The following is a 22,625-nucleotide window of genomic DNA, read 5'->3' as shown; positions in this document are numbered from 1 at the left end:
GATGTCTGGAACCCCTATTCGCTACTCGCCATTCGCTACTCGCCTCCAACAGATCAAAGCCCCCGGGAGGTCTCCATGAACATGAACATCATGAACGTCGATTACTCGACCAAGATTCCGAACAACGTGAATCTCGCCGAGGACCGTCAGGTCCTCAAGGCGCTGGAGGGCTGGCATCCCGGCTATGTCGACTGGTGGAATGACATGGGCCCCGAGGGCTTCCAGCAGTCGCTGGTTTATCTGCGCACGGCCTATTCGGTCGATCCGCGCGGCTGGGCCAAGTTCGACTACGTCAAGATGCCGGACTATCGCTGGGGCATTCTCCTTGCTCCGCAGGAAGAGGATCGCAAGATCCCGTTCGGCGAGCATTATGGCGAGCCGGCCTGGCAGGAGGTCCCCGGCGAATACCGCGCGCTGATGCGCCGCCTGATCGTGATCCAGGGCGACACCGAGCCGGCCTCGGTCGAGCAGCAGCGCCATCTCGGCAAGACCGCGCCGTCGCTCTACGACATGCGCAACCTGTTCCAGGTCAACGTCGAGGAGGGTCGCCACCTCTGGGCGATGGTCTATCTGCTGCAGAAATATTTCGGCCGTGACGGCCGTGAGGAGGCCGACGAGCTGCTGCGCCGCCGGTCGGGCGACGCGGATTCCCCACGCATGCTCGGCGCCTTCAACGAGAAGACGCCGGACTGGCTGTCGTTCTTCATGTTCACCTACTTCACCGACCGCGACGGCAAGATGCAGCTGCACTCGCTCGCGCAGTCCGGCTTCGACCCGCTGTCGCGCACCTGCCGCTTCATGCTGACCGAAGAGGCGCACCACATGTTCGTCGGCGAGACCGGCGTCGGCCGCGTCATCCAGCGCACCGTCGAGGCGATGCGGGCCGCCAGGATAGATGATCCCACCGACATCGCCAAGGTCCGCGCGCTCGGCGTCATCGATCTGCCGACGATCCAGAAGAAGCTGAACCTGCACTACACGCTGTCGCTCGATCTGTTCGGCTCGGAGGTCTCGACCAACGCTGCGAACGCCTTCAATGCCGGCATCAAGGGCCGCTATCACGAGACCCAGATCCAGGACGATCACCAGCTCAAGAACGCGACCTATCCGGTGCTCAAGCTGGTCGACGGCGAGATCAAGCGGATCGACGAGCCGGCGCTGACCGCGCTCAACATGCGCCTGCGCGACGACTACTCGCAGGACTGCGTCAAGGGCCTGTTGCGCTGGAACAAGATCATCAGCACGGCGGGCTACGACTTCCAGCTCAAGCTGCCGCATACCGCCTTCCACCGCGCCATCGGCGAGTTCAAGGACGTCCATGCGACGCCCGACGGCATCCTGATCGACGAGGGGACCTGGGCCAAGCGTAAGAGCGACTGGCTGCCCTCGACCGATGACGGTGCCTACATCTCCTCATTGATGAAGCCGGTCACCGAGATCGGCGAGTACGCGTCGTGGATCGCGCCCCCGAAGGTCGGCATCGACAACAAGCCGGGTGACTTCGAGTACGTGAAGATCGAGACTTGATGAGAGGCGAATAGCGAGTTGCGAGTAGCGAATAGGGGAAGTAGCCTATTCGCTATTCGCTATTCGCTATTCGCTATTCGCTATTCGCCCTTCTCAACTATCCCAGCCCGCGCCCGGAATGCCCGGGTTTGCGTAGACGATACCGCCATCGACCGCGATCGTATTCCCCACCACGTAGTCGCCCGCGCGCGAGGCGAGGAAGATCGCTGTGCCCGCCATGTCCTCGTCGGTGCCGATGCGCCCGGCGGGCACGCGCGAGGCGACCTCGTCGGCGTTGTCGCGCGCGGCCTTGTTCATGTCGGACTTGAACGGTCCGGGCGCGATCGCGGTCACAACGACGTGGTCCTTGATCAGCTTGGCCGCCATGCGCCGCGTCAGATGGATCAGGCCGGATTTGCTCGCCGCATAGGAATAGGTCTCGAGCGGGTTGACGAAGATGCCGTCGATCGAGGCGATGTTGATGACCTTTGCCGGCCGTTCGGCGCTGGCCGCCGCACGCAAGGGAGCTGCGAGCGCCTTGGTCAGGAAGAACGGCGTCTTGAGGTTGAGGTTCATCACCTTGTCCCAGCCGCTCTCCGGGAATTCGTCGAAGTCGGCGCCCCACGCCGCGCCGGCATTGTTGACGAGGATGTCGAGCTTGGGCTCGCGCTTCTTGATCTCGCCCGCGAGCGTCTCGATGCCGGCCATCGTCGAAATGTCGATCGGCAGCGCGACACATTCGCCGCCATATTCCGTCGTCAGTGCCTTGGCGGTCGCCTCGCAGGGCCCGGCCTTGCGCGCGGTGATATAGACCCGCGCCGCGCCATGCGCGAGCAGGCCGGATGCGATCATCTTGCCGATGCCGCGCGAGCCGCCGGTGACGAGCGCGATGCGTCCTTCGAGTGAGAACAAGTTCCTGAGCATGAAGCCTCCCTTTCCTTATGTCATGCGCGCTTGTGAGCGGGACGCGCCAGCACGTCAAGGGAGACGCAGTCGCACGAATTCGCCGCAATTCAATCGGAGGGGAACGTTATGCGGGCCTATGCCGCGTCGATGCGGCGGAAGCCGTTCCACATCGCGGTGGCCGCGCCCGAGGTCAGCACCGGCAGCACGCGGGCGTCCTGGTAGTGGCCATTCAGCGAGACACGCGACAGGGCCGTGAGATGATCGGCGCTCTCGGCGAAGATCATGCCGGGGCGGGTGGTGACGGCGGTCTTGTAGCCGCTCGCGGCCGCCAGCACGAACTCGCGCTGGGAGGCGGCGGCGCGGTCGCCGTAGGGATAGGCCATGTGTAGCACCGGCCGCTGCAACTCGTTCTCGATCCGAGCACGGCTGCCGGCGATCTCGATGCGCGCCGTCTCCTCGGTCTGCTTGGCGAGATTGCAGTGACTGATCGAATGCGCGCCGATCGAGATCAATGGCTCAGTCGAAAGCGCCCGGAGCTCGTCCCAGGACAGGCAGAGCTCACGGCAGATCGAGGCCTCGTCGACGTCGTAGCGCGCGCACAGCGCGCTGATCTCACGCCGCACGTCGTGCTCGCCCGGCAGTGCGCGCAGCCAATCGTGCAGGCGCTGGAACGTCACGCATTTGGCTGCCGACGTCGATGCATCGAGCTGCAGCGACAGCCCGCCGATCTCGATGTCGATCGTTTGCGCCTTCGCGACCAGCCGCTCCAGCGTCACCCACCAGAGCCGGCCCAGTCCCGATGCGAAATCGCTCGTCACATAGATGGTGAACGGCGCATCGAACTCGCGCATGACAGGCAGCGCGAAGTCGCGGTTGTCGCGATAGCCATCGTCGAAGGTGAAGCAGGCGAAGTGGCGCGAGAAGTCCTTCGCCACCAGCCGGCTGTGCAACTCGTCGAGGGTGATGATCTCGATGTCGTGGTCGCGCAGGTGCGACAACATTTCGCGCAGGAAATCCGGCGTGACCTCGAGGTGACAATTGGGCTGGAAATCGGCGTCGTGGTGCGGCCGCACATGATGCAGCGTATAGATCGCTCCCACGCCCGAGAAGATCGGGCGCAGCCAGACATGCGCGCCGCTCAGATACAGCGCTTCCAGGCCGGCACGGATAAAGGTTTTGCGAAATCGCCTCATCTGAAATATGCGGCCCGGTGAGTGTCGGGACAAGGTTACCGACGAATGATTGAAGAAAGCCTTAGCCTGCGGTCGCAACGTACCGTGCGGCGCGCCTCATTTCCGGTTTGACAGGCATGCAAGGGTTTGTTTTCTCTCTGCTTCCTCGATGCGACGGATGACGAATGCGTGGACTTTTCAGGTGGAGCGGGAAATGGTGGCCTGGCGTCCTCCCGCTGATCGTGCTTTGGGGCCTCGCGGCCTGGACCAGCACCGTTCCCCTGGAGAATGATCTCGCCGGCCGCAGTTCGGCCGTCCTGAAGGGGGCCGTGCTCGACAGGACGAGCGTCACGGTGGATGGCCGCGATGTCTCGCTGCGCGCCAATGCTTTTTCCGAGGCTGGACGCCGCGATGCGGTCGCTGCGGTGGACGGCGTGGCCGGCGTGCGGCTCGTCAACGACGAGACGCGGCTGGTCGCCGAGGCCAAGCCCTTCGTCTGGTCGGCCGAACGCGACGTCGTCCGGGTGACACTGGGCGGCAATGCGCCGCTGCCCGCCTTGAAGGGCAGGCTGATGGACGCGACGCGGGCGGCGCTGCCGGGCGTGGAGGTCGCTGACCAGATGGGCCTGGCGCGCGGCGCGCCAACGCGCTTCGAGGATGCGGCGCTGCTGCTGATCGGCCAGATCGGCAGGCTGAAGGACGGCAAGTTCACGATCTCCGATGGCGAGGTCGCATTGTCCGGCATGGCCCGCGAGCTCGGCGGCCGCGAGGCGATCGCGGCCGCGCTCGGCAAGCTGCCGGACGGCTTCAAGGTCGCCAGCAACGAGGTCAAGGCGCCGCCCTACATCTTCCAGGCCTACAAGGACCCGGTCGCGGTCACCGTGACGCTCGCCGGCAACGTTCCCGACGAGAACATCCACGCCGTCGTCGTCGGCTCTTCATCGCGAAAATTCTTCAGCGAGAAGGTCGTGGACAATCTCAAGAACAGCATCGGTGCGCCCACCAACTTCGTGAATGCGGTGGTGCCGGCGCTGGGCGCCTTGTCGCGGCTGTCGACCGGCACGCTGGTGGTGTCCGACCGCGACATCAAGATCTCCGGCGACGCACTCTATGACGCCGCAGCAGCCCAGATCCGGACCGGGCTCGCCAAGGATGTCCCACAGGGCTGGCAGGTGAAGGCCGACATCACGGTGAAGCCGGCAGCCGCCCCGGTCGATCCCACGGTGTGCCAGCAGCTGTTCTCCGACCTGCTCGGCAAGGCGAAGATCCGATTCGAGACCAGCCGCAGCGACCTCGACAGGGATTCCACCGGTCTGCTCGACCGCCTCGTCGAGATCGCGTTCCGCTGCCCCTCCGCCAATGTCGAGATCATCGGCCACACCGATGCCGATGGCGACCCCGCGGCCAATCAGGTGCTGTCGCAGAAGCGCGCCCAGGCCGTGGTCGATTATCTGGCCAAGGCCGGACTGCCGGCCGACCGCTTCACCCCGATCGGCTATGGCAGCACCCAGCCGGTCGTCTCCAACGACACCGCCGACGGCCGGGCACAGAACCGCCGCATCGAATTCGTGGTGAGGTAACGTCATGGCCTATCTCGTTGCCTTTCACTGGGGCTGGCTGGCCGGCGCCTTCGCCATCGGGCTGGCGATGGGCTGGGTCGCCGTGGTGCATCGCGCCCCGCGCGTGTCGGGCTGGCTGACCTGGCTGCTGGCGGTGCTGGCCGCCGGCCTGGTCGCGGCGGCCGTGGCCTGCCTGATCCCCGGCCGGGCCGGCTACTGGCTCGAGCTGCTGCTGATCATGTTCGTGCCCTACCTCGTCGGCTGCGCCATCGGCACGTGGCTGCGGGCGCTGGTGGTGATCCGCAGCATGCGGACGAAATCGGCGGCCTGAAGCGGCCGCCCGCCGGTCTGCGTCCGACGCCACCTGCCAAGACTGCGGCGGTGCCCCCCGCCGTCCGTGTGCCCGGGTCATCGCAACTGCGAGACACGAAGGTTTGACGAGGCGCGATCCTGTCAAACGCGCAGCCGGTGCTTATCGTTGAGCCATGGCGACCCGCCGAGCCCTGGGACGCTCCGGAAAGCCCGGAGATGCGCGTTCCTCACCGAAGTTTAACCTGGGCTTTGCAGGCTGGCCGGGAGCGTGCGGACGCTCCATCCTGCATGATGGCTTGCCTGATGTCTTTGCCTGATGTCTTGCCCCATGTGCGGCAAAACGGTGCATCGCATTTCCGTAAAGCCTGCTAAGTATATCCATGTGTACGCTTTTGTTCGCACGCTCCGTGTTCCCCAATGCGTCGAAACGCGCTACGAGGGCGTTGTATGCGCACATGACGCTGCGGCCTCCGGGGCGCGGCGTCCCCGGCCGTCGTGATCGGATCACGGTGAGAGGTGTAGATGCTTGAAGCCATACGCAGAGCGGCCACGTTCCTGCGCGAGAAGCAAGTCCTGCACAAGCTCGGCGTGCTGATCAGCATCGCTGTGATCGCGGTCGCCTGCTACGTCCTCTACCACATGCTGCGCGGCATCGACACCTACGAGGTGCTCGAGGCGATCAAGAGCACGGAGCCGCATCAGATCGCGCTCGCCGCGCTGTTCGTTGCCGCCGGCTATTTCACGCTGACCTTCTACGATCTGTTCGCGGTGCGCGCGATCGGCCACGACCACGTGCCCTACCGCGTCAATGCGCTGGCCGCCTTCACCAGCTATTCGATCGGCCACAATGTCGGCGCCAGCGTCTTCACCGGCGGTGCCGTGCGCTACCGCGTCTATTCGGCCCATGGGCTGAACGCCATCGACGTCGCCAAGATCTGCTTCCTCGCCGGCCTGACGTTCTGGCTCGGCAATGCCGCCGTGCTCGGGCTCGGCATCAGCTATCATCCGGAGGCGGCGGCCTCGATCGACCAGCTGCCGCCCTGGGCCAACCGCATGGCGGCGATCGCGATCCTGGTCGGTCTGTTGGGGTATGTCGCCTGGGTATGGACCAAGCCGCGCGTGGTCGGCCGCGGGCCGTGGACCGTGGTGCTGCCGAGCGGCCCGCTGACCCTGCTGCAGATCGCGATCGGCATCATCGACCTCGGCTTCTGCGCGCTCGCGATGTATGTGCTGGTGCCGGACGAGCCCAATCTCGGCTTCGTCGTCGTGGCCGTGATCTTCGTCTCGGCGACCTTGCTCGGCTTCGCCAGCCATTCCCCCGGCGGGCTCGGCGTGTTCGACGCCGCGATGCTGGTCGGGCTGTGGCAGATGGACCGCGAGGAGCTGCTGGCCGGAATGCTCTTGTTCCGGATGCTGTATTATTTGGCGCCGTTCCTCATTTCTGTAATCTTGCTGACGTTTCGCGAGGTTATCATCAGCACGCGGTCGAAGCGGCTGCGACAGGCCGCGCTCAGCCTCGATCCGGGCCCCCCGCCCGAAGCCGCTTTTGTGAGGAAGCGCAGCGATTCCGGTGCCTGACGCCAGCTCAAGGGAATAGTAGGACGAGATGGCTCTCGACGCTCCCTCCGACACGGCGCTCTCGATCTTCACCCCCTGGCCGGACCGGCTGCGCCATTCCGCGATCATCCTGCTGGCTGCGGCGCTCGCGCTTGCCGGGCTCGTGCTGCTGGACGAGCTGCTGCCGCTGCGCGCCCTGGCGGTATTCCTGTGTATCGCCGCCGCCGCCCTGGTGCCGTGGCGGCTGCATGGCGCGGTCGCCAAGCGGGAGGAGGAGCGCCACGCCAACCCGGTCGAGGCGCCGGCCGTGAGCGCGGTGGTCGAAGGCATCCCCGATCCCGCCGTGCTGCTCGATCGCGCCGGCCGCGTCATTCACCTCAACGCCGCCGCCGCGCAGCTCGCGCCTGCCTTGCGCAAGGGCGAACTCGCCCAATTCGCGCTGCGCACGCCGGAGATCATCACCGCGCTGCGCGAGGCGATCGCCACCACCGAGATCCGCCGCGCCACCTATCACGATCACGTTCCGGTCGATCGCTGGATGGAGCTGATCATCACGCCGGTGCCGGTGCCGACGGCGTTCGGCGGCACCGACAAATGCATGCTGATGACGTTCCACGATCTGACCCCGCTACGCCGGGTCGAGGAGATGCGCGCCGATTTCGTCGCCAATGCCAGCCACGAGCTGCGCACACCGCTGGCGGCGCTCTCGGGCTTCATCGACACGCTGCAGGGGCCGGCCAAGGACGATCCGAAGGCGCGCGAGCGCTTCCTCGGCATCATGCACATCCAGGCGACGCGCATGGCGCGGCTGATCGACGATCTCCTGTCGCTGTCGCGGGTCGAGCTGTCGGCGCATGTCCAGCCCCACGCCATGGTCGACGTCGTCCCCATCATCCGCCAGGTCACCGACGGGCTGGAGTCGCTGGCGCGCGAGCGCCAGGTGGTGATCGAGACCAGCCTGCCGGAGGCGCCGGTGACGATCGCCGGCGACCGCGAGGAGCTGCTGCGCGTGTTCGAGAACCTGATCGAGAACGCGCTGAAATACGGCGCCTCGGGCGGCCGCGTGATCGTCTCGCTGGAGCAGGCCGTCTCCGCCGAGAACGCGCCGGAGATCCGGGTCAAGGTGCGCGATTTCGGCCCCGGCATCGCGCCCGAGCATCTGCCGCGGCTGACCGAGCGCTTCTATCGCGTGGATGTCGGCGACAGCCGCGCGCAGGGCGGCACCGGCCTCGGCCTCTCTCTGGTGAAGCACATCCTCAACCGCCATCGCGGCCGGCTTCTGATCGAGAGCGTGCCGCGCAACGGCGCCGCCTTCACGGCCTGCTTTCCGCAGTCCAGGCCCGCAGCACGCGCCTGACGGGCGGGCGCATCTTGCGGCCCGGCGCAGGCCGGGCGCACGTCATCGATCGTTGTGAACAGAGGCCGGACATCGCGAGGCGATGCGGAGCACCTCATCGCCCGCCGTGGTCGCCGGCCGCTCAGCGCGTGGTCGACTTCGCCGGCTGGCGGCGGCGGTCGGCTGCGGGCTGATAGGCGACGCGCGAATGCTGCGCGCAATAGGGCAGGCCGGACAGCGCCTTGCCGCCGCAGAAGAAGAAATCCGCGCTCGAGGGATCGCCGACCGGCCAGTGGCAGGTCGCCTCGTTGAGCTCCAGCAGCGACAGCCGCTGGTTCATCGGCACGACGTTGTCGAATGCAACCGGATCGGGCTCCGCCTCAACCTCGAAAACCTGTGCGAGCGCCGTGTTGCCGCGCGCCACCGGGCGCGCCACCCGCATCATCGGCTGTGCCGGGCGGGCCGCCTTGCGCTGGCGCGGTGCCGCGGTGGCCGGGCTCTTGGCGCGGCCGGACAGGCCCAGCCGGTGCACCTTGCCAATCACGGCGTTGCGCGTCACGTTTCCGAGTTCCGCGGCGATCTGGCTGGCCGACAGTCCGGCTTCCCAGAGTTTTTTCAGTTGCTCGACGCGATCGTCGGACCAGGTCAATACGGTCATCGAACCTTTCCCTTCGCGTTGCGCCGGCCAATTCCGGGACGGCGCTGCGATGCTGTCTCAAGAAAATCCCTGGCGGCAGAATCCCTTGTCCCTCGCCGGGCGCGCGCAAGGCACCCGGACGTTACGCAAACTCAGAGAACTTCGAGAGGGATCAGAACTGCCGCACGAGATGTCGTACTCGACGTTGAAAACGCTACAATATGGCGTGACTCCCGCGCAAGAGTCGGTGGCCGCAGTCCACACATTCCGTGGTTCCCTGTGGCGTGTCTCGATCTGTGTCAGGCGTCCGGAATCTCACGGGCCGGCCCCCCATGCATCAGCTGACGCGTAGTTGACTCCCACCGCTGCCCGCATACAATAGATGCACGTGCCGCCTTGAAAAGGCGGCACATTTTGTTTTCCAGGGTGGGGTCCCTGATGCGCGATGGCGCCGCGTGGCGCGTGTCTCGGCCGGCCCGTCAGCTCATGTGATCCGCCATGACCAGTGTTGCCGCTACGCATCTCCTCCCCGTATTCGCCCGGGTCGATCTTTCGTTCGAGCGCGGCGAAGGCGCGTGGCTGATCGCGACCAATGGCGACCGTTATCTCGATTTTACCTCGGGCGTCGCAGTCAATTCGCTCGGCCATGCGCATCCGCATCTGGTCAAGGCGCTGCAGGAGCAGGCGGCCAAGCTCTGGCACATGTCGAACCTGTTCAAGAGCCCGGATGGCGAGCGCCTTGCCGCGCGGCTGTGCGAGCAGAGCTTTGCCGACTACGTGTTCTTCGCCAATTCGGGCGCGGAGGCGATGGAAGGCGCGATCAAGATCACGCGCAAATATCACGCCGCCAAGGGACATCCCGAACGCTATCGTATCATTACGTTCGAAGGCGCGTTCCACGGCCGCACGCTCGCCACGCTCGCCGCGACAGGTTCGGCCAAATATCTCGACGGCTTCGGTCCGCCGATGGACGGCTTCGATCAGGTTCCGTTCGGCGACATCGAAGCAGTGAAGAAGGCGATCGGTCCGCACACCGCCGGTATCCTGGTCGAGCCGGTGCAGGGCGAGGGCGGCGTGCGCACCGCGCCGCTGCCGTTCTACAAGGCGCTGCGCCAGCTCTGCGACGACAACGGTTTGTTGCTGGTCATCGACGAGGTCCAGACCGGCATGGGCCGCACCGGCGATCTGTTCGCGCATCGCTGGCTCGGCGTCACGCCGGACGTGATGTCGCTGGCGAAGGCGCTCGGCGGCGGCTTTCCGATCGGCGCCGTGCTCGCCACGGCAGAAGCCGCGTCGGGCATGACGCCGGGCTCGCATGGCTCGACCTTCGGCGGCAATCCGCTGGCGGTCGCCGCGGCCAACGCCGTGCTCGACGTGATGCTGGCGCCCGGCTTCTTCGATCACGTCCGCAAGATGTCGCTGCTGTTGAAGCAGAAGCTCGGTGCCGTTCTCGATCGTCATCCCGATGTCATCTCCGAGATCCGAGGCGAGGGCCTGCTGATCGGCGTCAAGGCGGTGGTGCCGTCGGGCGATCTGGTCGCGGCGCTGCGCGATCAGAAGCTGCTCACGGTGGGGGCCGGCGACAACGTCGTACGCTTCCTGCCGCCGCTGATCGTCAACGAATCCGAAATCGAACAATCGGTCGAGATGCTCGATCGCGCCTGCGCGGCGCTGTCGGGCGGGCCTGCCAAGCAGGCGGCCGCATCATGAGCAAGACCATGGGCAACACGCCGCGTCATTTCCTCGATCTCACTGAGATGCCGGTGGAGGAGTTGCGCAACGTGCTGGCGCTGTCCAGCGCGATGAAGAAGACCTTGAAGGCGCGCGAGCCGGCGAAGAAGCCGCTCGACGGCAAGGTGCTGGCGATGATCTTCGACAAGCCGTCGACGCGCACCCGCGTGTCGTTCGACGTCGGCATGCGCCAGCTCGGCGGCGAGGCGATCATGCTGACCGGTACCGAGATGCAGCTCGGCCGCGGCGAGACCATCGCCGACACCGCGCGCGTGCTGTCGCGCTATGTCGACGCCATCATGATCCGCATCCTCAGCCATGAGGCGCTGCTCGAGCTCGCCGCGCACGCCACCGTGCCCGTGATCAACGGTCTGACCCGGCGCTCGCATCCCTGCCAGGTGATGGCCGACGTGATGACCTTCGAGGAGCATCGTGGCTCCATCGAGGGCCGCACTGTGGCCTGGACCGGCGACGACAACAACGTGCTGGCCTCCTGGGCGCATGCCGCCGAGCGCTTCAAGTTCCGGCTCAACGTCGCCACCCCGCCGCAGTTGTCGCCGGGCAAGCCGATGAAGGATTTCATCCGCGCCACCCGGGCCGACATCCATCTCGGCCACGATCCGGAGGTCGCTGTCGCCGGTGCCGACTGCGTCGTCACCGACACCTGGGTGTCGATGGGAGACAAGGATGGCGAGCACCGCCACAATTTGCTCAAGCCCTATCAGGTCAACTCCAAGCTGATGTCGCTCGCCAATCCCGAGGCGCTGTTCATGCACTGCCTGCCGGCGCATCGCGGCGAGGAGGTCACCGACGAGGTGATCGACGGCCCGCAGTCGGTGGTCTTCGATGAAGCCGAGAACCGCCTGCACGCGCAGAAGGGCATCCTGGCCTGGTGCTTCGGCGAGCGAGCTTAGGGGCTTGATAACGAGAAAGTTTGAGCTACGTATTCGGTGCACCCTCTCCCCTTGTGGGAGAGGGTGGTTTCCATGCGGAGCATGGAAACCGGGTGAGGGGTTGCCCCGGGCTCAGGCTTGAGTGTGTGGCACCAACCCCTCACCCAAGTGAGTTCGCTGCTTCCGTCGGTGTAGCCCTCTCCCACAAGGGGAGAGGGCGCATTCATCAATCCCGTGAGGGGCTGATCTTTCGATCGCGTTCGCCGGTTGATTAGTTCAAGGTTTGTTTGAATCCGCGCGGCAAGCTCGGTGCACCTTCTCCCTTGTGGTGGCATGATCGACCGGCGGCGCGGTCATACTGGGTGAAGGGTCTCTCTCGGTTCGCTCAGCTTTACGAGAATGTCCTCGAGAACGGCCGAGCGTTGAAGGAGCACCTCGTTGTTCCAGTACCTCGCAACTCTAAACCCCTCTCTTGCGAGCACTTCCTCTCTCGTCCGATCACGCACCGCGTCGGCATGCTGACTGCCATCGATCTCGATGACCAGGCGCTGCTCGAAGCAGACGAAATCGAGGATGTAGTCCCGGAACGGCACTTGTCGTCGAAACTTGAACTGCGACAGGCGGCGGTCGCGCAGCAGCCGCCACATAGCAGCTTCGGCATCAGTTGGCTCCCGACGCATTGCTTTCGCGAAGCCGCGGATGCGCTTGGCCGTTGGTCGATGATGCGGTGCTTGCGTCACCACCCCCACCCTGCGATGCGACCTAATCCTCTCCCACGAGAAGGTATACGGAGCCCGCGGTATACGCTAGTTCCATCCCCCTTCACTTTCCCCGCTTCATCCCCAAATACGCCCCATGACAACCAATTCCCCCGACAACGACATCCATCTCGACACCAGCCGCGCGCCCTCGGCGGTGCCGGTCGACGACGCCGTGCTGCCGTTCGAGGTCGCGGCGCTCGATCTGCGCGGTCGGCTCACCCGCATGGGTCCCGCGCTCGACGATATCCTCACCAAGCACGCTTATCCCGCGCCCGTGGGCAAGCTGCTCGGCGAGGCCATCGTGCTGACGACCTTGCTCGGCTCCTCGCTGAAATTCGACGGCCGCTTCATCCTGCAGACCCAGACCGACGGGCCGGTGTCATTCCTGGTGGTCGACTTCCAGGCGCCCGACCGGCTGCGCGCTTACGCACGCTATGACGAGGCGCGACTGCAAGAGCTGAAGGATTCGGCCAAGGACTCCGGCGGCCTGCTCGGCAAGGGCCATCTGGCAATGACCATCGATCAGGGCGCCGACATGAGCCGCTACCAGGGCCTCGTCGCGCTTACCGGCGGCAGTCTGGAGGAGGCCGCGCATGAATACTTCCTGCGCTCCGAGCAGATCCCGACCCGTGTGCGCCTCGCCGTTGGCGAGGAGTGGAGCGGCGGCAAGCACCGCTGGCGCGCCGGCGGCCTGCTGACGCAGTTCCTGCCCCAGGCGCCCGAGCGCCTGCGCCAGGCCGATCTGCATCCCGGCGATGCGCCCGAGGGCACCGAGCTGCATGCGGTCGAGGAAGACGAGGCCTGGATCGAGGGCCAATCGCTTGTCGCGACGGTCGAGGATATCGAGCTGATCGACCCGGCGCTGTCCGGCGAGCGGCTGCTGTATCGTCTGTTTCACGAGCGCGGCGTCCGCGTGTTCGACACCGTGCCGCTGCAGGCGCGCTGCTCCTGCTCGCGCGATGCGGTCGCCAACATGCTGAAGAGCTTCTCGCCCCAGGACCGCGCCGACATGGTGCAGGACGACAAGGTCGTCGTCACCTGCGAGTTCTGCTCCTCGGTCTATCATTTCACTCCGCACGAAGCCGGCGTGACGGAGAATTGACTCTGTTGCGCTCGCTCCGCGCGTCGTAGCGATCGTGGTCGAGCGACAGCCCTCCGTACGTCGTCGCTTCGCTCGTCGCAATGACGCTCGATAGGCGGCGGCTGCGTCGCGCGGCGTCGGAGAGAATGTCGGGAGTTCGTGTGCGCCGGCGATTTCCATTAGTTCGTTGTTGAAAATCGGCTTTCTCGCTGATCGACGCCACATCCTTGCCCGTCGCGTTGATTGGTCGCAGCAACAAACAGCTTGTGCCGTCGGGCAAATCACTGGCACATTTCCGCGCATCCTGTTGCCGCATGAGGGGCGTTTCGCGACCGTCACGGACCGTTGGCAGTGGGAGGCGATGGGCGTGTGTTGCCGCAGCGTGGTTCAGTCTGCGCGGACGAACGGCGATGCACGCACGGTCAAGTCGCGCGGTCCTGATATCCCGATGCTGATATCAACTCACGTTGAGGCTTCGCTTCGCGTGGGGATGGCGGCCAGAAAGCCCGGCGCGCCAGGGAGAACGCGAAGCAGCCGTTAAAACCAGTCGCGCAGGGAAGGCCGGGTCGTTCCGGCTGAACCTGTGGTACCTGCCGCCTGCATTTTTTTCTGCAGGCGGGCCGCAGGCCTCAGCCGAGGCCCGGCCTTCCCTGCGCCCTCTATTTGCAGAGGGCGGATGAATGGGCAAAGCTCGGACGCGAGATGCGTCGCGAGAACGATGATGTGCGGCGTGAGTACAGGGTCCATCGTATTGCACTTCGTCCGCTGGCGCGTTGTCGGAAGCTTGCCGGGACGACAGCGGGCCAAACATCGGCAGGCGAGGCGAGCCGCAAGGACAAGGTATTGAACGTCGAGAGCAGCACAAGAGACAGCGAGCGGACGACTGGGGGCAGTCGAACTGCATGCCTTCTCAGCTAATTCAACACCCGCTTGCCGTCGGGGCTGTCGAGCGAGAAGGCCGGCACGGCGATGTCGAAGTGCTCACCGCTCTCGCTCTCCATCTGGTACGAGCCGGCCATGAAGCCGGACGCGGTGGTGAGCGGGACGCCGGAGGTGTATTCGAAGCGCTCGCCTGGCGCGAGCACCGGCTGCTCGCCGACCACACCCTCGCCGCGGACCTCCTGCTGCCGGCCGATCCCATCGGTGATGATCCAATGCCGGCTGCGCAGCCGCACCGTCTCCTCCCCGCTGTTGGTGATGACGACGGTATAGGACCAGAACCAGCGGCCATCGGCCACCGACGACTTCTCAGGCAGGAAGTTCGGTTCGACGGTCACTTCGATGTGGCGAGTCACGGCGCGATACATGGTGGCATTGTAGCGGAAACCAGCGCCGGAACCAATCGGGACGCCATCGTGCTTTCAACACAGTTCCGCATTATGGCACCAGAATCGCGGACTCTGTCGCCCGTATGCGCGATCCGTTCCTTGGGCTCGGATCGGGCGCGGCCGGCAGCACCCTGGCGGTGATCGCCCTGTCCTGCGTCGTGCGATCGCCACCAGCCGTCCGCCAAGGTCGAAAAACTGGGCACGGCCCAGCTGATAAGTCCTTCATCGCTTGCGCGAAAACTGCGCAGCCCTACATTTCCCCTGCCGGGCCTCGAGGGCTGGCAGCTTTGACGCGGTGCCTGATGACGTCGATTGTCGATCGCCTTGCCGGACCGTCCGCCCCCGCAGCCAGCGCCGCACCCGCGCCGGCTACGGAGACTGCCGCTGCGGCGAGCGCGGCTGCACCTGCGGTTGCATCTGCATCTGCCGTCGCGGCTGCGCCGGCCGTCAGCGCTGCACCCGCCATCACCGCCGTCCCTGCGATCACCTTCCCGGCGGTCGGCGAGCGCGAACTGCGGCTCGACCTGTTTCGCGGGCTGGCGCTATGGCTGATCTTCATCGACCATCTGCCGCCGAACCTGCTGACCTGGTTCACGCTCCGCAACTACGGCTTCTCCGACGCCACCGAGATCTTCATCTTCATCTCAGGCTACACGGCGGCGTTCGTCTACGGCCGGGCGATGCAGGATGCCGGTTTCATCGTCGCAACCGCGCGCATCCTGCGCCGCGTCTGGCAGATCTACGTCGCCCACGTCTTCCTGTTCACGATCTTCCTCGCCGAGATCTCCTACGTCGCGACCAGCTTCGAGAACCCGCTCTACACCGAAGAGATGGGAATCATGGATTTTCTCAAGCAGCCGGACGTGACCATCGTGCAGGCGCTGATCCTGCGCTTCCGCCCCGTCAATATGGACGTGCTGCCGCTCTACATCGTGCTGATGTTGTTCCTGCCGTTGATCCTGTGGCTGATGCGTTGGCGGCCCGACGTGACGCTCGGCCTATCCGTCATTCTCTATGCCGTGACCTGGGAGCTCGATCTCTATCTGACGGCCTATCCCAACGGCTTCTGGGCCTTCAATCCGTTCGCCTGGCAATTGCTGTTCGTGTTCGGCGCCTGGTGCGCGCTCGGCGGCGCGCGGCGCATGTCGCGCATCATCAACTCGCCGATCACGCTCGGGCTCTGCGTCGCCTATCTGGTCGCGGCCTTCTGTGTGACCCTGACCTGGTACATTCCGCAGCTCGGCCATCTGATGCCGCGCCGAATCGAGCAGTGGATGTATCCGATCGACAAGACCGACCTTGACGTGTTGCGTTTCGCGCATTTTCTCGCACTCGCAGCACTCACCGTGCACTATTTGCGCAAGGATTGGCCGCTCTTGAAGTCGCCGTGGCTGCGTCCGCTGATTGTCTGTGGGCAACACTCGCTCGAGATCTTCTGTCTCGGCGTGTTTCTGGCGTTTGCGGGCCACTTCGTCCTTGCCGAAGTGTCCGGCGGCGCCATGATGCACGCGGTGATCAGCCTTTGCGGCATCCTCATCATGTGGGGGGTGGCGTCGTTGATTTCGTGGTACAAGCGTGAGGCCGATAAGGGCGCGACGCGAAAAGGTGCGCGCAGCAACGCCGATCTGGCGGGAGGGGGCTGATGAAGTCCGTCTCGTGGTTAAGGTTTGGTATCGCAGTGCTGGCTGTTTCGCTGGCGGCCTCTGCGCGCGCGGAAGAGGCGCCGCAGAACTGCGAGGTGCCGGCCTACCTGCTGACCACCGAGAGCCCGCTCCCGAAGGTTGCAGACGCCGTCAAGAACGGCCGCACGCTGGATATTCTCGTCGTCGGAAGCAGGTCATCCTCCATTGTCAGCACGTCCGACGCCAATGCCTACCCCGCCCGTCTGCAGGCTGCGTTGAAGGACAAGCTGCCAACCGTCGCCGTCAATCTCAGCATCGAGCTGCAGCCCAAGAAGACGGCCGAGGAGGTCGCGGGCAATCTCGTTAAACTGGTGGAAGGAAAAAGGCCTAATTTGGTCATCTGGCAGACCGGCACGGTCGACGCCATGCGGTCGATCGATCCTGATGAGTTCCGGCAGGCGGTCGACGACGGTGTGGCGACGCTGCAGAAAGCGGGAGCTGACGTCGTCTTGATGAACCTGCAATACAGTCCGCGGACGGAGACATTGATCTCCGTGCCGCCCTATGTCGACAACATGCGTGTGGTGGCGCAGCACCGGGACATTCCGCTGTTCGATCGGTTTGCCATCATGCGGCAATGGAACGAGCAGGGCGATTTCGACCTGTTCAATCCGACGCACGGAGTCGAGCTGGCCAAGCAGGTTCATGACTGCCTCGGCCGGGCGCTGTCGAAGTTCATCATCGACGCGGCGCATATCGGGCCGGCGCAGCAGAACTAGGGTTATGTCGTTCATGACGTCGAATGAGTGTCACCGCGTCTCCGGGACATGGGAGAAGCTTTCGGCCGTTGCGGTCATTGCCATCGCCCTCGCGCTGAGCCCGCAGAAGCTACGGGCGCAGAGCGCAGCGCCGGCTGCGCCCGCCGCGCTTTCCGATGTGGAGAGCTCCGATCCAAAGGCTCCGCTGATCAGCGGGCGACCGAGCATCGGTCACGTCACGGTGGCGCAGGCGAGCGATCAGGTGCCCGGGCCGATCGCCGTGGCGCGCCCGGCGACCATAACCTCGCCGCCTGCGGCGACGACCGCGCCGGCCATGACCGATGCACAGCCGCCGGCTGCAGCCGGGCAGGCCGTCGTGGCGGCGCCGCCGTCGCGCAGCATCACCGAGCGGGCGATCGACAAGGTCAAGCAGGTCGCGAAGTCGGCCACCGACATCTTCAACCGCGTGCCGTGCCTGACGCCGAAGGGCGTCGCCAAGAAGAATTTCATTTCGCTGCCGCACGTCGCCAACAAGCTCGCCTCCGGCCTGCCGGTCGTCATCGTCGCCTTCGGCTCGTCGTCGACGCAGGGCTATGGCGCGAGCGCGCCGGACTACACCTATCCGAATCGGCTCGCCGCGCAGCTGCGCCGGCAATATCCGATGGTCGACATCAGCGTCATCAATGCCGGCGTCGGCGGCGAGGATGCGCCGGAGATGATGAAGCGGCTGGAGACGTCGGTGATCGACCGGCATCCGGATCTCGTGATCTGGCAGGTCGGCACCAATGCCGTGCTGCGCGATCTCGATCCCGCCGAGACCGCCAAGCTGGTCGATGACGGCGTCGCCAAGATCCAGGCGGCGGCCTCCGATGTCGTGCTGGTCGACCTGCAATATTCGCCGCGCGTCAACGAGCGCTCGGAGAACGCCAGCCGCATGAACAAGCTGCTCGGGCGTATCGCCGAGCTGCATCACGCCGGCATCTTCCCCCGCTTCGAGGTGATGCGCGACTGGCACGAGCGGCAGGCGATCCCGATCAACGAGTTCGTGATCTCGGACGGTCTGCACATGAGCGATTGGGGCTACGCCTGCTTCGCCCAGCTGCTCGGCGACGACATCATCCGCTCGGTCGGCCAGGTCAAGCTCGGCATCAACACGCCGGCCAACGTGCTGACCTATCGGCCGATGTGAGAGTGGCGAGTAGGGAATAGCGAGTAGCGAGTAGCGAATAGGATGCAATCGGTACGCCCTATTCGCCATTCTCTATGCGGCCATTCGCTACGCGGCCCTCAGGGCCGCATCCAGATCCTCGATCAGATCGTCGGCATGCTCGAGCCCGGCGGAGAAGCGGATGAAGCCCTCGCTGATGCCGAGCTCGGCGCGCGCCTCCGGCGTCAGCCGCTGGTGCGTCGTCGTCGCCGGATGCGTGACCAGCGTCTTGGCGTCGCCGAGATTGTTGGAGATGCGCGCGAGCTTCAAGCCGTTGAGCGTGCGGAACGCGCCGGCCTTGCCGCCCTTCACCTCGAAGCCGACCAGCGTCGAGCCGGCGCGCATCTGCTTGCGCACGGTCGCCGCCTGCGGATGGTCCTCGCGACCGGGATAGATCAGCCGCGAGATCTTCGGATGCGCCGCGAGAAAGTCGGCCACCTTCGCCGCCGTCTCGGTCTGCGCGCGCACGCGCACCGCCAAGGTCTCCAGGCCCTTGAGCAGGACCCAGGCGTTGAACGGCGAGATCGACGGACCGGTCTGGCGCATGAAATTGTGGATGTGCTCGGCGATGAACGCCTCCGACGACAGGATCACGCCGCCGAGGCAGCGGCCCTGGCCATCGATGTGCTTGGTCGCGGAATACACCACGACGTCGGCGCCGAGCGCGAGCGGGCTCTGCCAGATCGGGGTCGCGAACACGTTGTCGACGATCAGTCGCGCGCCACGGGCGTGCGCGATCTCGGCGATCGCGGGAATGTCCATCACGTCGAGCGTCGGATTGGTCGGGCTCTCCAGGAAGAACGACTTGGTGTTCGGCCTGACCGCCTTCTGCCATTGGTCGAGGTCGAGCCCATCGACCAGGGTCGATTCGATGCCGTAGCGCGGCAAGAGATCTTCGACGACGTAGCGGCACGAGCCGAACAGCGCCTTGGCGGCGACGACGTGATCGCCGGCACGGAGGGGAGCGAGGATTGCCGTGGTGACTGCGGCCATGCCGGTTGCGGCCGAGCGGCAGGCCTCGGCGCCCTCGAGCTCGATCATGCGGCGCTCGAACATTGCCGTGGTCGGGTTGGAGAAGCGCGAATAGATGAAGCCGGGATCCTCGCCCTTGAAGCGCGCCTCGCACTCCTCGGCGGTGGCGTAGACGAAGCCTTGCGTCAGATAGAGCGCCTCGGCGGTCTCGCCGAATTCGGAACGCAAGGTGCCGGAATGCACCAGGCGGGTTTCAGGACGATAGCGGGCGAACGACGCCGGGGCCTTCGCGGGGGACTTCGACATGTGACCTCCATCGTGACCACCGCCTCCAGCGATGGGCACAAAAAAACCGGCCTGGGAAAACTCCTCACGGCCGGGATCACAATCGTCCCCGGCCTGTTTAGCGACTTATTTAACGTGGCTGCAAGCCGGCCGGCTCAAATCACCACGGGATAAGTCGTGCTCATAGTCGCAACCGGCCTTTCCGTCAAGCCAGCCATCGGATAACCGGTAAAAAGACCCTATATAGGCTCGATAAGCCGCCGTTCCGGCGCCTGCAAAGGATCAGGTCTTGCCGTTTTCGCTCAGCCCCGACGCCCACGGCATCCTCCCCGATCGCATGATCGTGGCGATGGCGGAGGCTGGCCTGATCATCCCCGCATACGATTTTGTCGAAAGCCAGATCCAGCCGGCGAGCCTGGACCTGCGGCTCGGCGACATCGCCTATCGCGTGCGGGCAAGCTTTCTGCCCGGGCCGGGCGCGACGGTCGCCGAGCGTATCGACGAGTTGAAGCTGCACGAATTCGCGCTCGCCGACGGCGCAGTGCTGGAGACCAACTGCGTCTACATCGTGCCGCTCTTGGAGAGTCTCGCGCTGCCGAAGGACATCGTCGCGGCCGCCAATCCGAAGAGCTCGACCGGGCGGCTCGACGTGTTCACCCGCGTGATCGCCGACGGCACGCGACGGTTCGACATGATCGGAGCCGGCTATCACGGTCCGCTCTACGCCGAGATCAGCCCGAAGACGTTTCCCGTTTTGCTGCGCGAAGGCTCGCGCCTGTCCCAGGTCCGCTTCCGCTACCGCGACGCGGTTCTGTCGGAGGACGAACTGATCGCGCTGCATCAGGCCGAGCGGCTGGTGGATCGCGATGATGCGGATCTCGTCGGCGGCGTCGCTCTTTCCGTCGACCTGTCCGGCAGCAATGCCAACGGCTATGTGGGCTATCGCGCCAAGCGCCATACCGGCGTCGTCGACGTCGACCGCCGCGCCGGCTATGCTGTGGAGGAGTTCTGGGAGCCGATCAAGGCGCGCCCCGACGGCAGCCTCATTCTCGATCCCGGCGAGTTCTACATCCTGGCTTCGAAGGAGGCCGTGCAGGTGCCGCCGGACTACGCCGCCGAGATGGTGCCGTTCGATCCGCTCGTGGGCGAATTCCGTGTCCACTATGCCGGCTTCTTCGATCCCGGCTTCGGCTATGCCGGCGCCGGCGGGCAGGGCTCGCGCGCGGTGCTCGAGGTGCGCTCGCGCGAGGTGCCGTTCATCCTCGAGCACGGTCAGATCGTCGGCCGCCTCGTCTATGAGAAGATGCTGGCCCGGCCGAACGCGATGTATGGCAGCCGCATCGGCTCCAACTACCAGGCCCAGGGCCTGAAGCTCTCCAAGCACTTCCGCCTCTAGGCCCGGCTGCGCGCTGACCGCGCACCCCCAATGCGCCCGCTGCACGGGGCGCGGCCCGGCGGTGTGCTAGGAGGAACGACAAAGGTCCCGCCAGATGGCGCGGCCAAACGGGGAGCGAGCATGTCCGAGATCGGCTTGGCCGACAGTCCGGTCGGCGAGGGGCGTACGTTGCCGCCCATCGCGAAGCCGGTTCGGAATGCGCTCGTCGACGGACCCATTCTGCGCACCCTGCTGTCGCTGGCCTGGCCCAACATCATCGCGAACACGGCAGGCACCTGCGTCGTCATCGCCGAGACCTCCTATATCGGCCGGCTCGGTATCGAGGCGCTGGCGGCGATGGCACTAGTGTTCCCGCTGGTGATCCTGACCATGACGATGTCCGGCGGCGCCATGGGCGGCGGCGTGGCCTCGGCGATCGCGCGGGCGCTCGGCGCCGGCGACACCGAACGGGCCTCGACCCTCGCCACGCACGCGCTGCTGATTGCGCTGTTGTTCGGCGCGACCTTCATGGTCGGCATGCTGGTGTTCGGTCCCGCTTTGCTGGAGGTGCTCGGCGGCCGCGGCGCGGTGCTGAGCCATGCCACAGCCTATCTGCAGATCTTCTTCGGCGGCGCCATCCTGCCCTGGCTGATGAACTCGATGGCCGGCATCCTGCGCGGCACCGGCAACATGAAGCTGCCGTCGTTCATGATCCTCAGTTCGGCGCTGCTGCAGATCGTATTGGGCGGCACGCTCAGCCTGGTCCTCGGGCTCGGCATGCGCGGCGTCGCCGCCGGCGCGCTGCTGGCTTTCTGCGTCAGCATCTCGGTGATGGGCTGGTACCTGTTCTCCGGCCGCGCGCGCGTGCGGCCGAAGCTGCGGGGCCTGAAGATCAGCCGCGCGATGTTCGCCGACATCCTCAAGGTCGGCGCCATCGCCTGCTTCTCGCCGCTGCAATCCGTGCTGTCGATCGCGATCTTCACGCACATGCTGGCATCGTTCGGCACCGCCGTGCTGGCCGGCTACGGCATCGGCGCACGGCTCGAATTCATGGTGACCACTGTCGCGTTCTCCGTCGGCATGGCCTCGGTGCCGATGGTCGGCATGGCGATCGGTGCGGAAAGAATCGCGCGTGCCCGCCGGATCGCCTGGACGGCGGGGCTGGTCTCTTTCGCGTCGGTGGGTGCGCTGTCGACGCTGATCGCGATCGTCCCGCAATTGTGGGTCGACATCTTCACCCAGGACGAGAGCGCGCGCAGCGCCGGCCGGCACTATCTGCAGGTCGCAGCGCCAATGTATGCCTTCATCGGCCTGGCGATCTCGATGTACTTCTCCTCACAGGGCGCGGCCAGGGTGATCGGTCCGGTGTTGGCACAGACGGTGCGGCTCGTCTTCATCGCCGCAGGCGGTAGCTATCTGCTGAGCCATGCCGCGACCGAGGGCGACTTCTTCATGCTGGCGGCGTCCTCGATGGTCCTGCTCGGAGTGCTGACGCTCGCCACCGTCATGCTCACCCGCTGGGGCCCGAAGCCGGCCGCAGCGCTGGAGCTGCGCCCGGCCGTGCTGGCGGTCGAGCTCGGCTCGGGGGCGCAGATCCCGCCATCTCCGCATGTCGGCTGACGGCTGC

Annotated in this window: 19 protein-coding genes and 1 riboswitch; of the genes, 13 read left to right on the top strand and 6 right to left on the bottom strand. The window is 65.6% G+C overall.

Annotated features, from left to right (window positions below; translation table 11 throughout):
• The first annotated feature begins 75 nt into the window (after nucleotides 1-75).
• Nucleotides 76-1,527 carry a benzoyl-CoA 2,3-epoxidase subunit BoxB gene (gene boxB / locus QX135_RS12420; RefSeq protein WP_316234098.1) on the top strand — a complete coding sequence of 484 codons (1,452 nt, stop codon included), beginning with the start codon at nucleotides 76-78 and terminating at the stop codon, nucleotides 1,525-1,527.
• A 93-nt stretch (nucleotides 1,528-1,620) separates the two neighbouring features.
• Here boxB and QX135_RS12415 read toward each other — a convergent pair whose 3' ends face one another.
• Complete coding sequence (locus QX135_RS12415; RefSeq protein WP_315813556.1) at nucleotides 1,621-2,430, bottom strand: SDR family oxidoreductase; 810 nt, start codon at nucleotides 2,428-2,430, stop codon at nucleotides 1,621-1,623.
• Between the two features lie 116 nt (nucleotides 2,431-2,546).
• Complete coding sequence (locus QX135_RS12410) at nucleotides 2,547-3,605, bottom strand: polysaccharide deacetylase family protein (RefSeq protein WP_315813555.1); 1,059 nt, start codon at nucleotides 3,603-3,605, stop codon at nucleotides 2,547-2,549.
• A 164-nt stretch (nucleotides 3,606-3,769) separates the two neighbouring features.
• On the opposite strand from QX135_RS12410, the gene QX135_RS12405 reads away from it, so the two are divergent.
• The 4 genes from QX135_RS12405 to QX135_RS12390 all read left to right on the top strand — a co-directional run bounded on the left by QX135_RS12405 (nucleotide 3,770) and on the right by QX135_RS12390 (nucleotide 8,369).
• Nucleotides 3,770-5,164 (top strand): OmpA family protein, encoded by a 1,395-nt coding sequence (locus tag QX135_RS12405; protein WP_316234097.1) that lies wholly within the window; start codon nucleotides 3,770-3,772, stop codon nucleotides 5,162-5,164.
• Between the two features lie 4 nt (nucleotides 5,165-5,168).
• Nucleotides 5,169-5,474 carry a hypothetical protein gene (locus QX135_RS12400; protein ID WP_315740516.1) on the top strand — a complete coding sequence of 102 codons (306 nt, stop codon included), beginning with the start codon at nucleotides 5,169-5,171 and terminating at the stop codon, nucleotides 5,472-5,474.
• A gap of 503 nt (nucleotides 5,475-5,977) precedes the next feature.
• Nucleotides 5,978-7,033 carry a lysylphosphatidylglycerol synthase domain-containing protein gene (locus QX135_RS12395; RefSeq protein ID WP_315740515.1) on the top strand — a complete coding sequence of 352 codons (1,056 nt, stop codon included), beginning with the start codon at nucleotides 5,978-5,980 and terminating at the stop codon, nucleotides 7,031-7,033.
• A gap of 28 nt (nucleotides 7,034-7,061) precedes the next feature.
• The gene (locus QX135_RS12390; RefSeq protein WP_315740514.1) at nucleotides 7,062-8,369 is read left to right on the top strand and encodes an ATP-binding protein; all 1,308 of its coding nucleotides are present in this window, start codon (nucleotides 7,062-7,064) and stop codon (nucleotides 8,367-8,369) included.
• Between the two features lie 121 nt (nucleotides 8,370-8,490).
• Here the strand turns inward: QX135_RS12390 and QX135_RS12385 are convergent, their stop codons facing one another.
• Nucleotides 8,491-9,006, bottom strand: coding sequence for a GcrA family cell cycle regulator (locus QX135_RS12385; protein ID WP_315717142.1), 516 nt, complete (start codon nucleotides 9,004-9,006; stop codon nucleotides 8,491-8,493).
• A gap of 477 nt (nucleotides 9,007-9,483) precedes the next feature.
• On the opposite strand from QX135_RS12385, the gene QX135_RS12380 reads away from it, so the two are divergent.
• Both QX135_RS12380 and argF read left to right on the top strand, forming a co-directional pair.
• Nucleotides 9,484-10,695: an aspartate aminotransferase family protein gene (locus QX135_RS12380; protein WP_315740512.1), complete on the top strand. Its 1,212-nt coding sequence runs from the start codon at nucleotides 9,484-9,486 to the stop codon at nucleotides 10,693-10,695.
• An 8-nt stretch (nucleotides 10,696-10,703) separates the two neighbouring features.
• Nucleotides 10,704-11,630 carry an ornithine carbamoyltransferase gene (gene argF / locus QX135_RS12375; protein ID WP_316181390.1) on the top strand — a complete coding sequence of 309 codons (927 nt, stop codon included), beginning with the start codon at nucleotides 10,704-10,706 and terminating at the stop codon, nucleotides 11,628-11,630.
• Nucleotides 11,631-11,962: 332 nt separating this feature from the next.
• On the opposite strand, the gene QX135_RS12370 is transcribed toward argF, so the two are convergent.
• On the bottom strand, nucleotides 11,963-12,349 hold the full coding sequence (locus QX135_RS12370; protein WP_315774321.1) for an endonuclease domain-containing protein: 387 nt from the start codon (nucleotides 12,347-12,349) through the stop codon (nucleotides 11,963-11,965).
• Between the two features lie 115 nt (nucleotides 12,350-12,464).
• Between QX135_RS12370 and QX135_RS12365 the strand changes: the two genes are divergently transcribed.
• Nucleotides 12,465-13,472: an Hsp33 family molecular chaperone gene (locus QX135_RS12365; protein ID WP_315740511.1), complete on the top strand. Its 1,008-nt coding sequence runs from the start codon at nucleotides 12,465-12,467 to the stop codon at nucleotides 13,470-13,472.
• A gap of 893 nt (nucleotides 13,473-14,365) precedes the next feature.
• Here the strand turns inward: QX135_RS12365 and apaG are convergent.
• The gene (gene apaG, locus QX135_RS12360) at nucleotides 14,366-14,758 is read right to left on the bottom strand and encodes a Co2+/Mg2+ efflux protein ApaG (RefSeq protein WP_315735770.1); all 393 of its coding nucleotides are present in this window, start codon (nucleotides 14,756-14,758) and stop codon (nucleotides 14,366-14,368) included.
• Between the two features lie 323 nt (nucleotides 14,759-15,081).
• Between apaG and QX135_RS12355 the strand changes: the two genes are divergently transcribed.
• Genes QX135_RS12355 through QX135_RS12345 form a run of 3 tightly spaced genes read left to right on the top strand, consistent with a single transcriptional unit; the run spans nucleotide 15,082 to nucleotide 18,348 of the window.
• Entirely contained in the window at nucleotides 15,082-16,422 is a 1,341-nt protein-coding gene (locus QX135_RS12355; protein WP_315797791.1) for an OpgC domain-containing protein, read from the top strand.
• The gene (locus tag QX135_RS12350; RefSeq protein WP_315735774.1) at nucleotides 16,422-17,180 is read left to right on the top strand and encodes an SGNH/GDSL hydrolase family protein; all 759 of its coding nucleotides are present in this window, start codon (nucleotides 16,422-16,424) and stop codon (nucleotides 17,178-17,180) included. Before QX135_RS12355 ends, QX135_RS12350 begins: the two co-directional genes overlap by 1 nt.
• 13 nt (nucleotides 17,181-17,193) lie before the next feature.
• Nucleotides 17,194-18,348 (top strand): SGNH/GDSL hydrolase family protein, encoded by a 1,155-nt coding sequence (locus QX135_RS12345; RefSeq protein WP_316181258.1) that lies wholly within the window; start codon nucleotides 17,194-17,196, stop codon nucleotides 18,346-18,348.
• A gap of 87 nt (nucleotides 18,349-18,435) precedes the next feature.
• Here the strand turns inward: QX135_RS12345 and QX135_RS12340 are convergent, their stop codons facing one another.
• Entirely contained in the window at nucleotides 18,436-19,644 is a 1,209-nt protein-coding gene (locus QX135_RS12340; RefSeq protein ID WP_315773990.1) for an O-succinylhomoserine sulfhydrylase, read from the bottom strand.
• 76 nt (nucleotides 19,645-19,720) lie between these two features.
• Nucleotides 19,721-19,800, bottom strand: a riboswitch (SAM riboswitch).
• A 112-nt stretch (nucleotides 19,801-19,912) separates the two neighbouring features.
• Between QX135_RS12340 and QX135_RS12335 the strand changes: the two genes are divergently transcribed.
• Together QX135_RS12335 and QX135_RS12330 are read left to right on the top strand one after the other, a co-directional pair.
• A complete protein-coding gene (locus QX135_RS12335; protein WP_315735780.1) occupies nucleotides 19,913-21,019 on the top strand; it encodes a 2'-deoxycytidine 5'-triphosphate deaminase in 1,107 nt (368 codons plus the stop codon).
• Between the two features lie 120 nt (nucleotides 21,020-21,139).
• The gene (locus QX135_RS12330; RefSeq protein ID WP_316181261.1) at nucleotides 21,140-22,618 is read left to right on the top strand and encodes an MATE family efflux transporter; all 1,479 of its coding nucleotides are present in this window, start codon (nucleotides 21,140-21,142) and stop codon (nucleotides 22,616-22,618) included.
• Nucleotides 22,619-22,625 lie beyond the last annotated feature (7 nt).

Origin of the sequence: Bradyrhizobium sp. SZCCHNR1098 (genome assembly GCF_032489375.1) — a bacterium.
GTDB lineage: Bacteria > Pseudomonadota > Alphaproteobacteria > Rhizobiales > Xanthobacteraceae > Bradyrhizobium.
The sequence above is the reverse complement of the archived record's forward strand: the minus strand, read 5'-3'. Positions and strand labels throughout refer to the sequence as shown.

What these genes read in the sequence shown, in the direction of transcription:
- boxB (WP_316234098.1), top strand. Translation starts at nt 76, where the DNA reads ATGAACATGAACATCATGAACGTCGATTACTCGACCAAGATTCCGAAC.
- QX135_RS12410 (WP_315813555.1), bottom strand. Translation starts at nt 3,605, where the DNA reads ATGAGGCGATTTCGCAAAACCTTTATCCGTGCCGGCCTGGAAGCGCTG.
- QX135_RS12415 (WP_315813556.1), bottom strand. Translation starts at nt 2,430, where the DNA reads ATGCTCAGGAACTTGTTCTCACTCGAAGGACGCATCGCGCTCGTCACC.
- QX135_RS12405 (WP_316234097.1), top strand. Translation starts at nt 3,770, where the DNA reads ATGCGTGGACTTTTCAGGTGGAGCGGGAAATGGTGGCCTGGCGTCCTC.
- QX135_RS12380 (WP_315740512.1), top strand. Translation starts at nt 9,484, where the DNA reads ATGACCAGTGTTGCCGCTACGCATCTCCTCCCCGTATTCGCCCGGGTC.
- QX135_RS12355 (WP_315797791.1), top strand. Translation starts at nt 15,082, where the DNA reads ATGACGTCGATTGTCGATCGCCTTGCCGGACCGTCCGCCCCCGCAGCC.
- QX135_RS12400 (WP_315740516.1), top strand. Translation starts at nt 5,169, where the DNA reads ATGGCCTATCTCGTTGCCTTTCACTGGGGCTGGCTGGCCGGCGCCTTC.
- QX135_RS12395 (WP_315740515.1), top strand. Translation starts at nt 5,978, where the DNA reads ATGCTTGAAGCCATACGCAGAGCGGCCACGTTCCTGCGCGAGAAGCAA.
- QX135_RS12345 (WP_316181258.1), top strand. Translation starts at nt 17,194, where the DNA reads ATGACGTCGAATGAGTGTCACCGCGTCTCCGGGACATGGGAGAAGCTT.
- QX135_RS12340 (WP_315773990.1), bottom strand. Translation starts at nt 19,644, where the DNA reads ATGTCGAAGTCCCCCGCGAAGGCCCCGGCGTCGTTCGCCCGCTATCGT.
- argF (WP_316181390.1), top strand. Translation starts at nt 10,704, where the DNA reads ATGGGCAACACGCCGCGTCATTTCCTCGATCTCACTGAGATGCCGGTG.
- QX135_RS12385 (WP_315717142.1), bottom strand. Translation starts at nt 9,006, where the DNA reads ATGACCGTATTGACCTGGTCCGACGATCGCGTCGAGCAACTGAAAAAA.
- QX135_RS12330 (WP_316181261.1), top strand. Translation starts at nt 21,140, where the DNA reads ATGTCCGAGATCGGCTTGGCCGACAGTCCGGTCGGCGAGGGGCGTACG.
- QX135_RS12365 (WP_315740511.1), top strand. Translation starts at nt 12,465, where the DNA reads ATGACAACCAATTCCCCCGACAACGACATCCATCTCGACACCAGCCGC.
- QX135_RS12350 (WP_315735774.1), top strand. Translation starts at nt 16,422, where the DNA reads ATGAAGTCCGTCTCGTGGTTAAGGTTTGGTATCGCAGTGCTGGCTGTT.
- apaG (WP_315735770.1), bottom strand. Translation starts at nt 14,758, where the DNA reads ATGTATCGCGCCGTGACTCGCCACATCGAAGTGACCGTCGAACCGAAC.
- QX135_RS12390 (WP_315740514.1), top strand. Translation starts at nt 7,062, where the DNA reads ATGGCTCTCGACGCTCCCTCCGACACGGCGCTCTCGATCTTCACCCCC.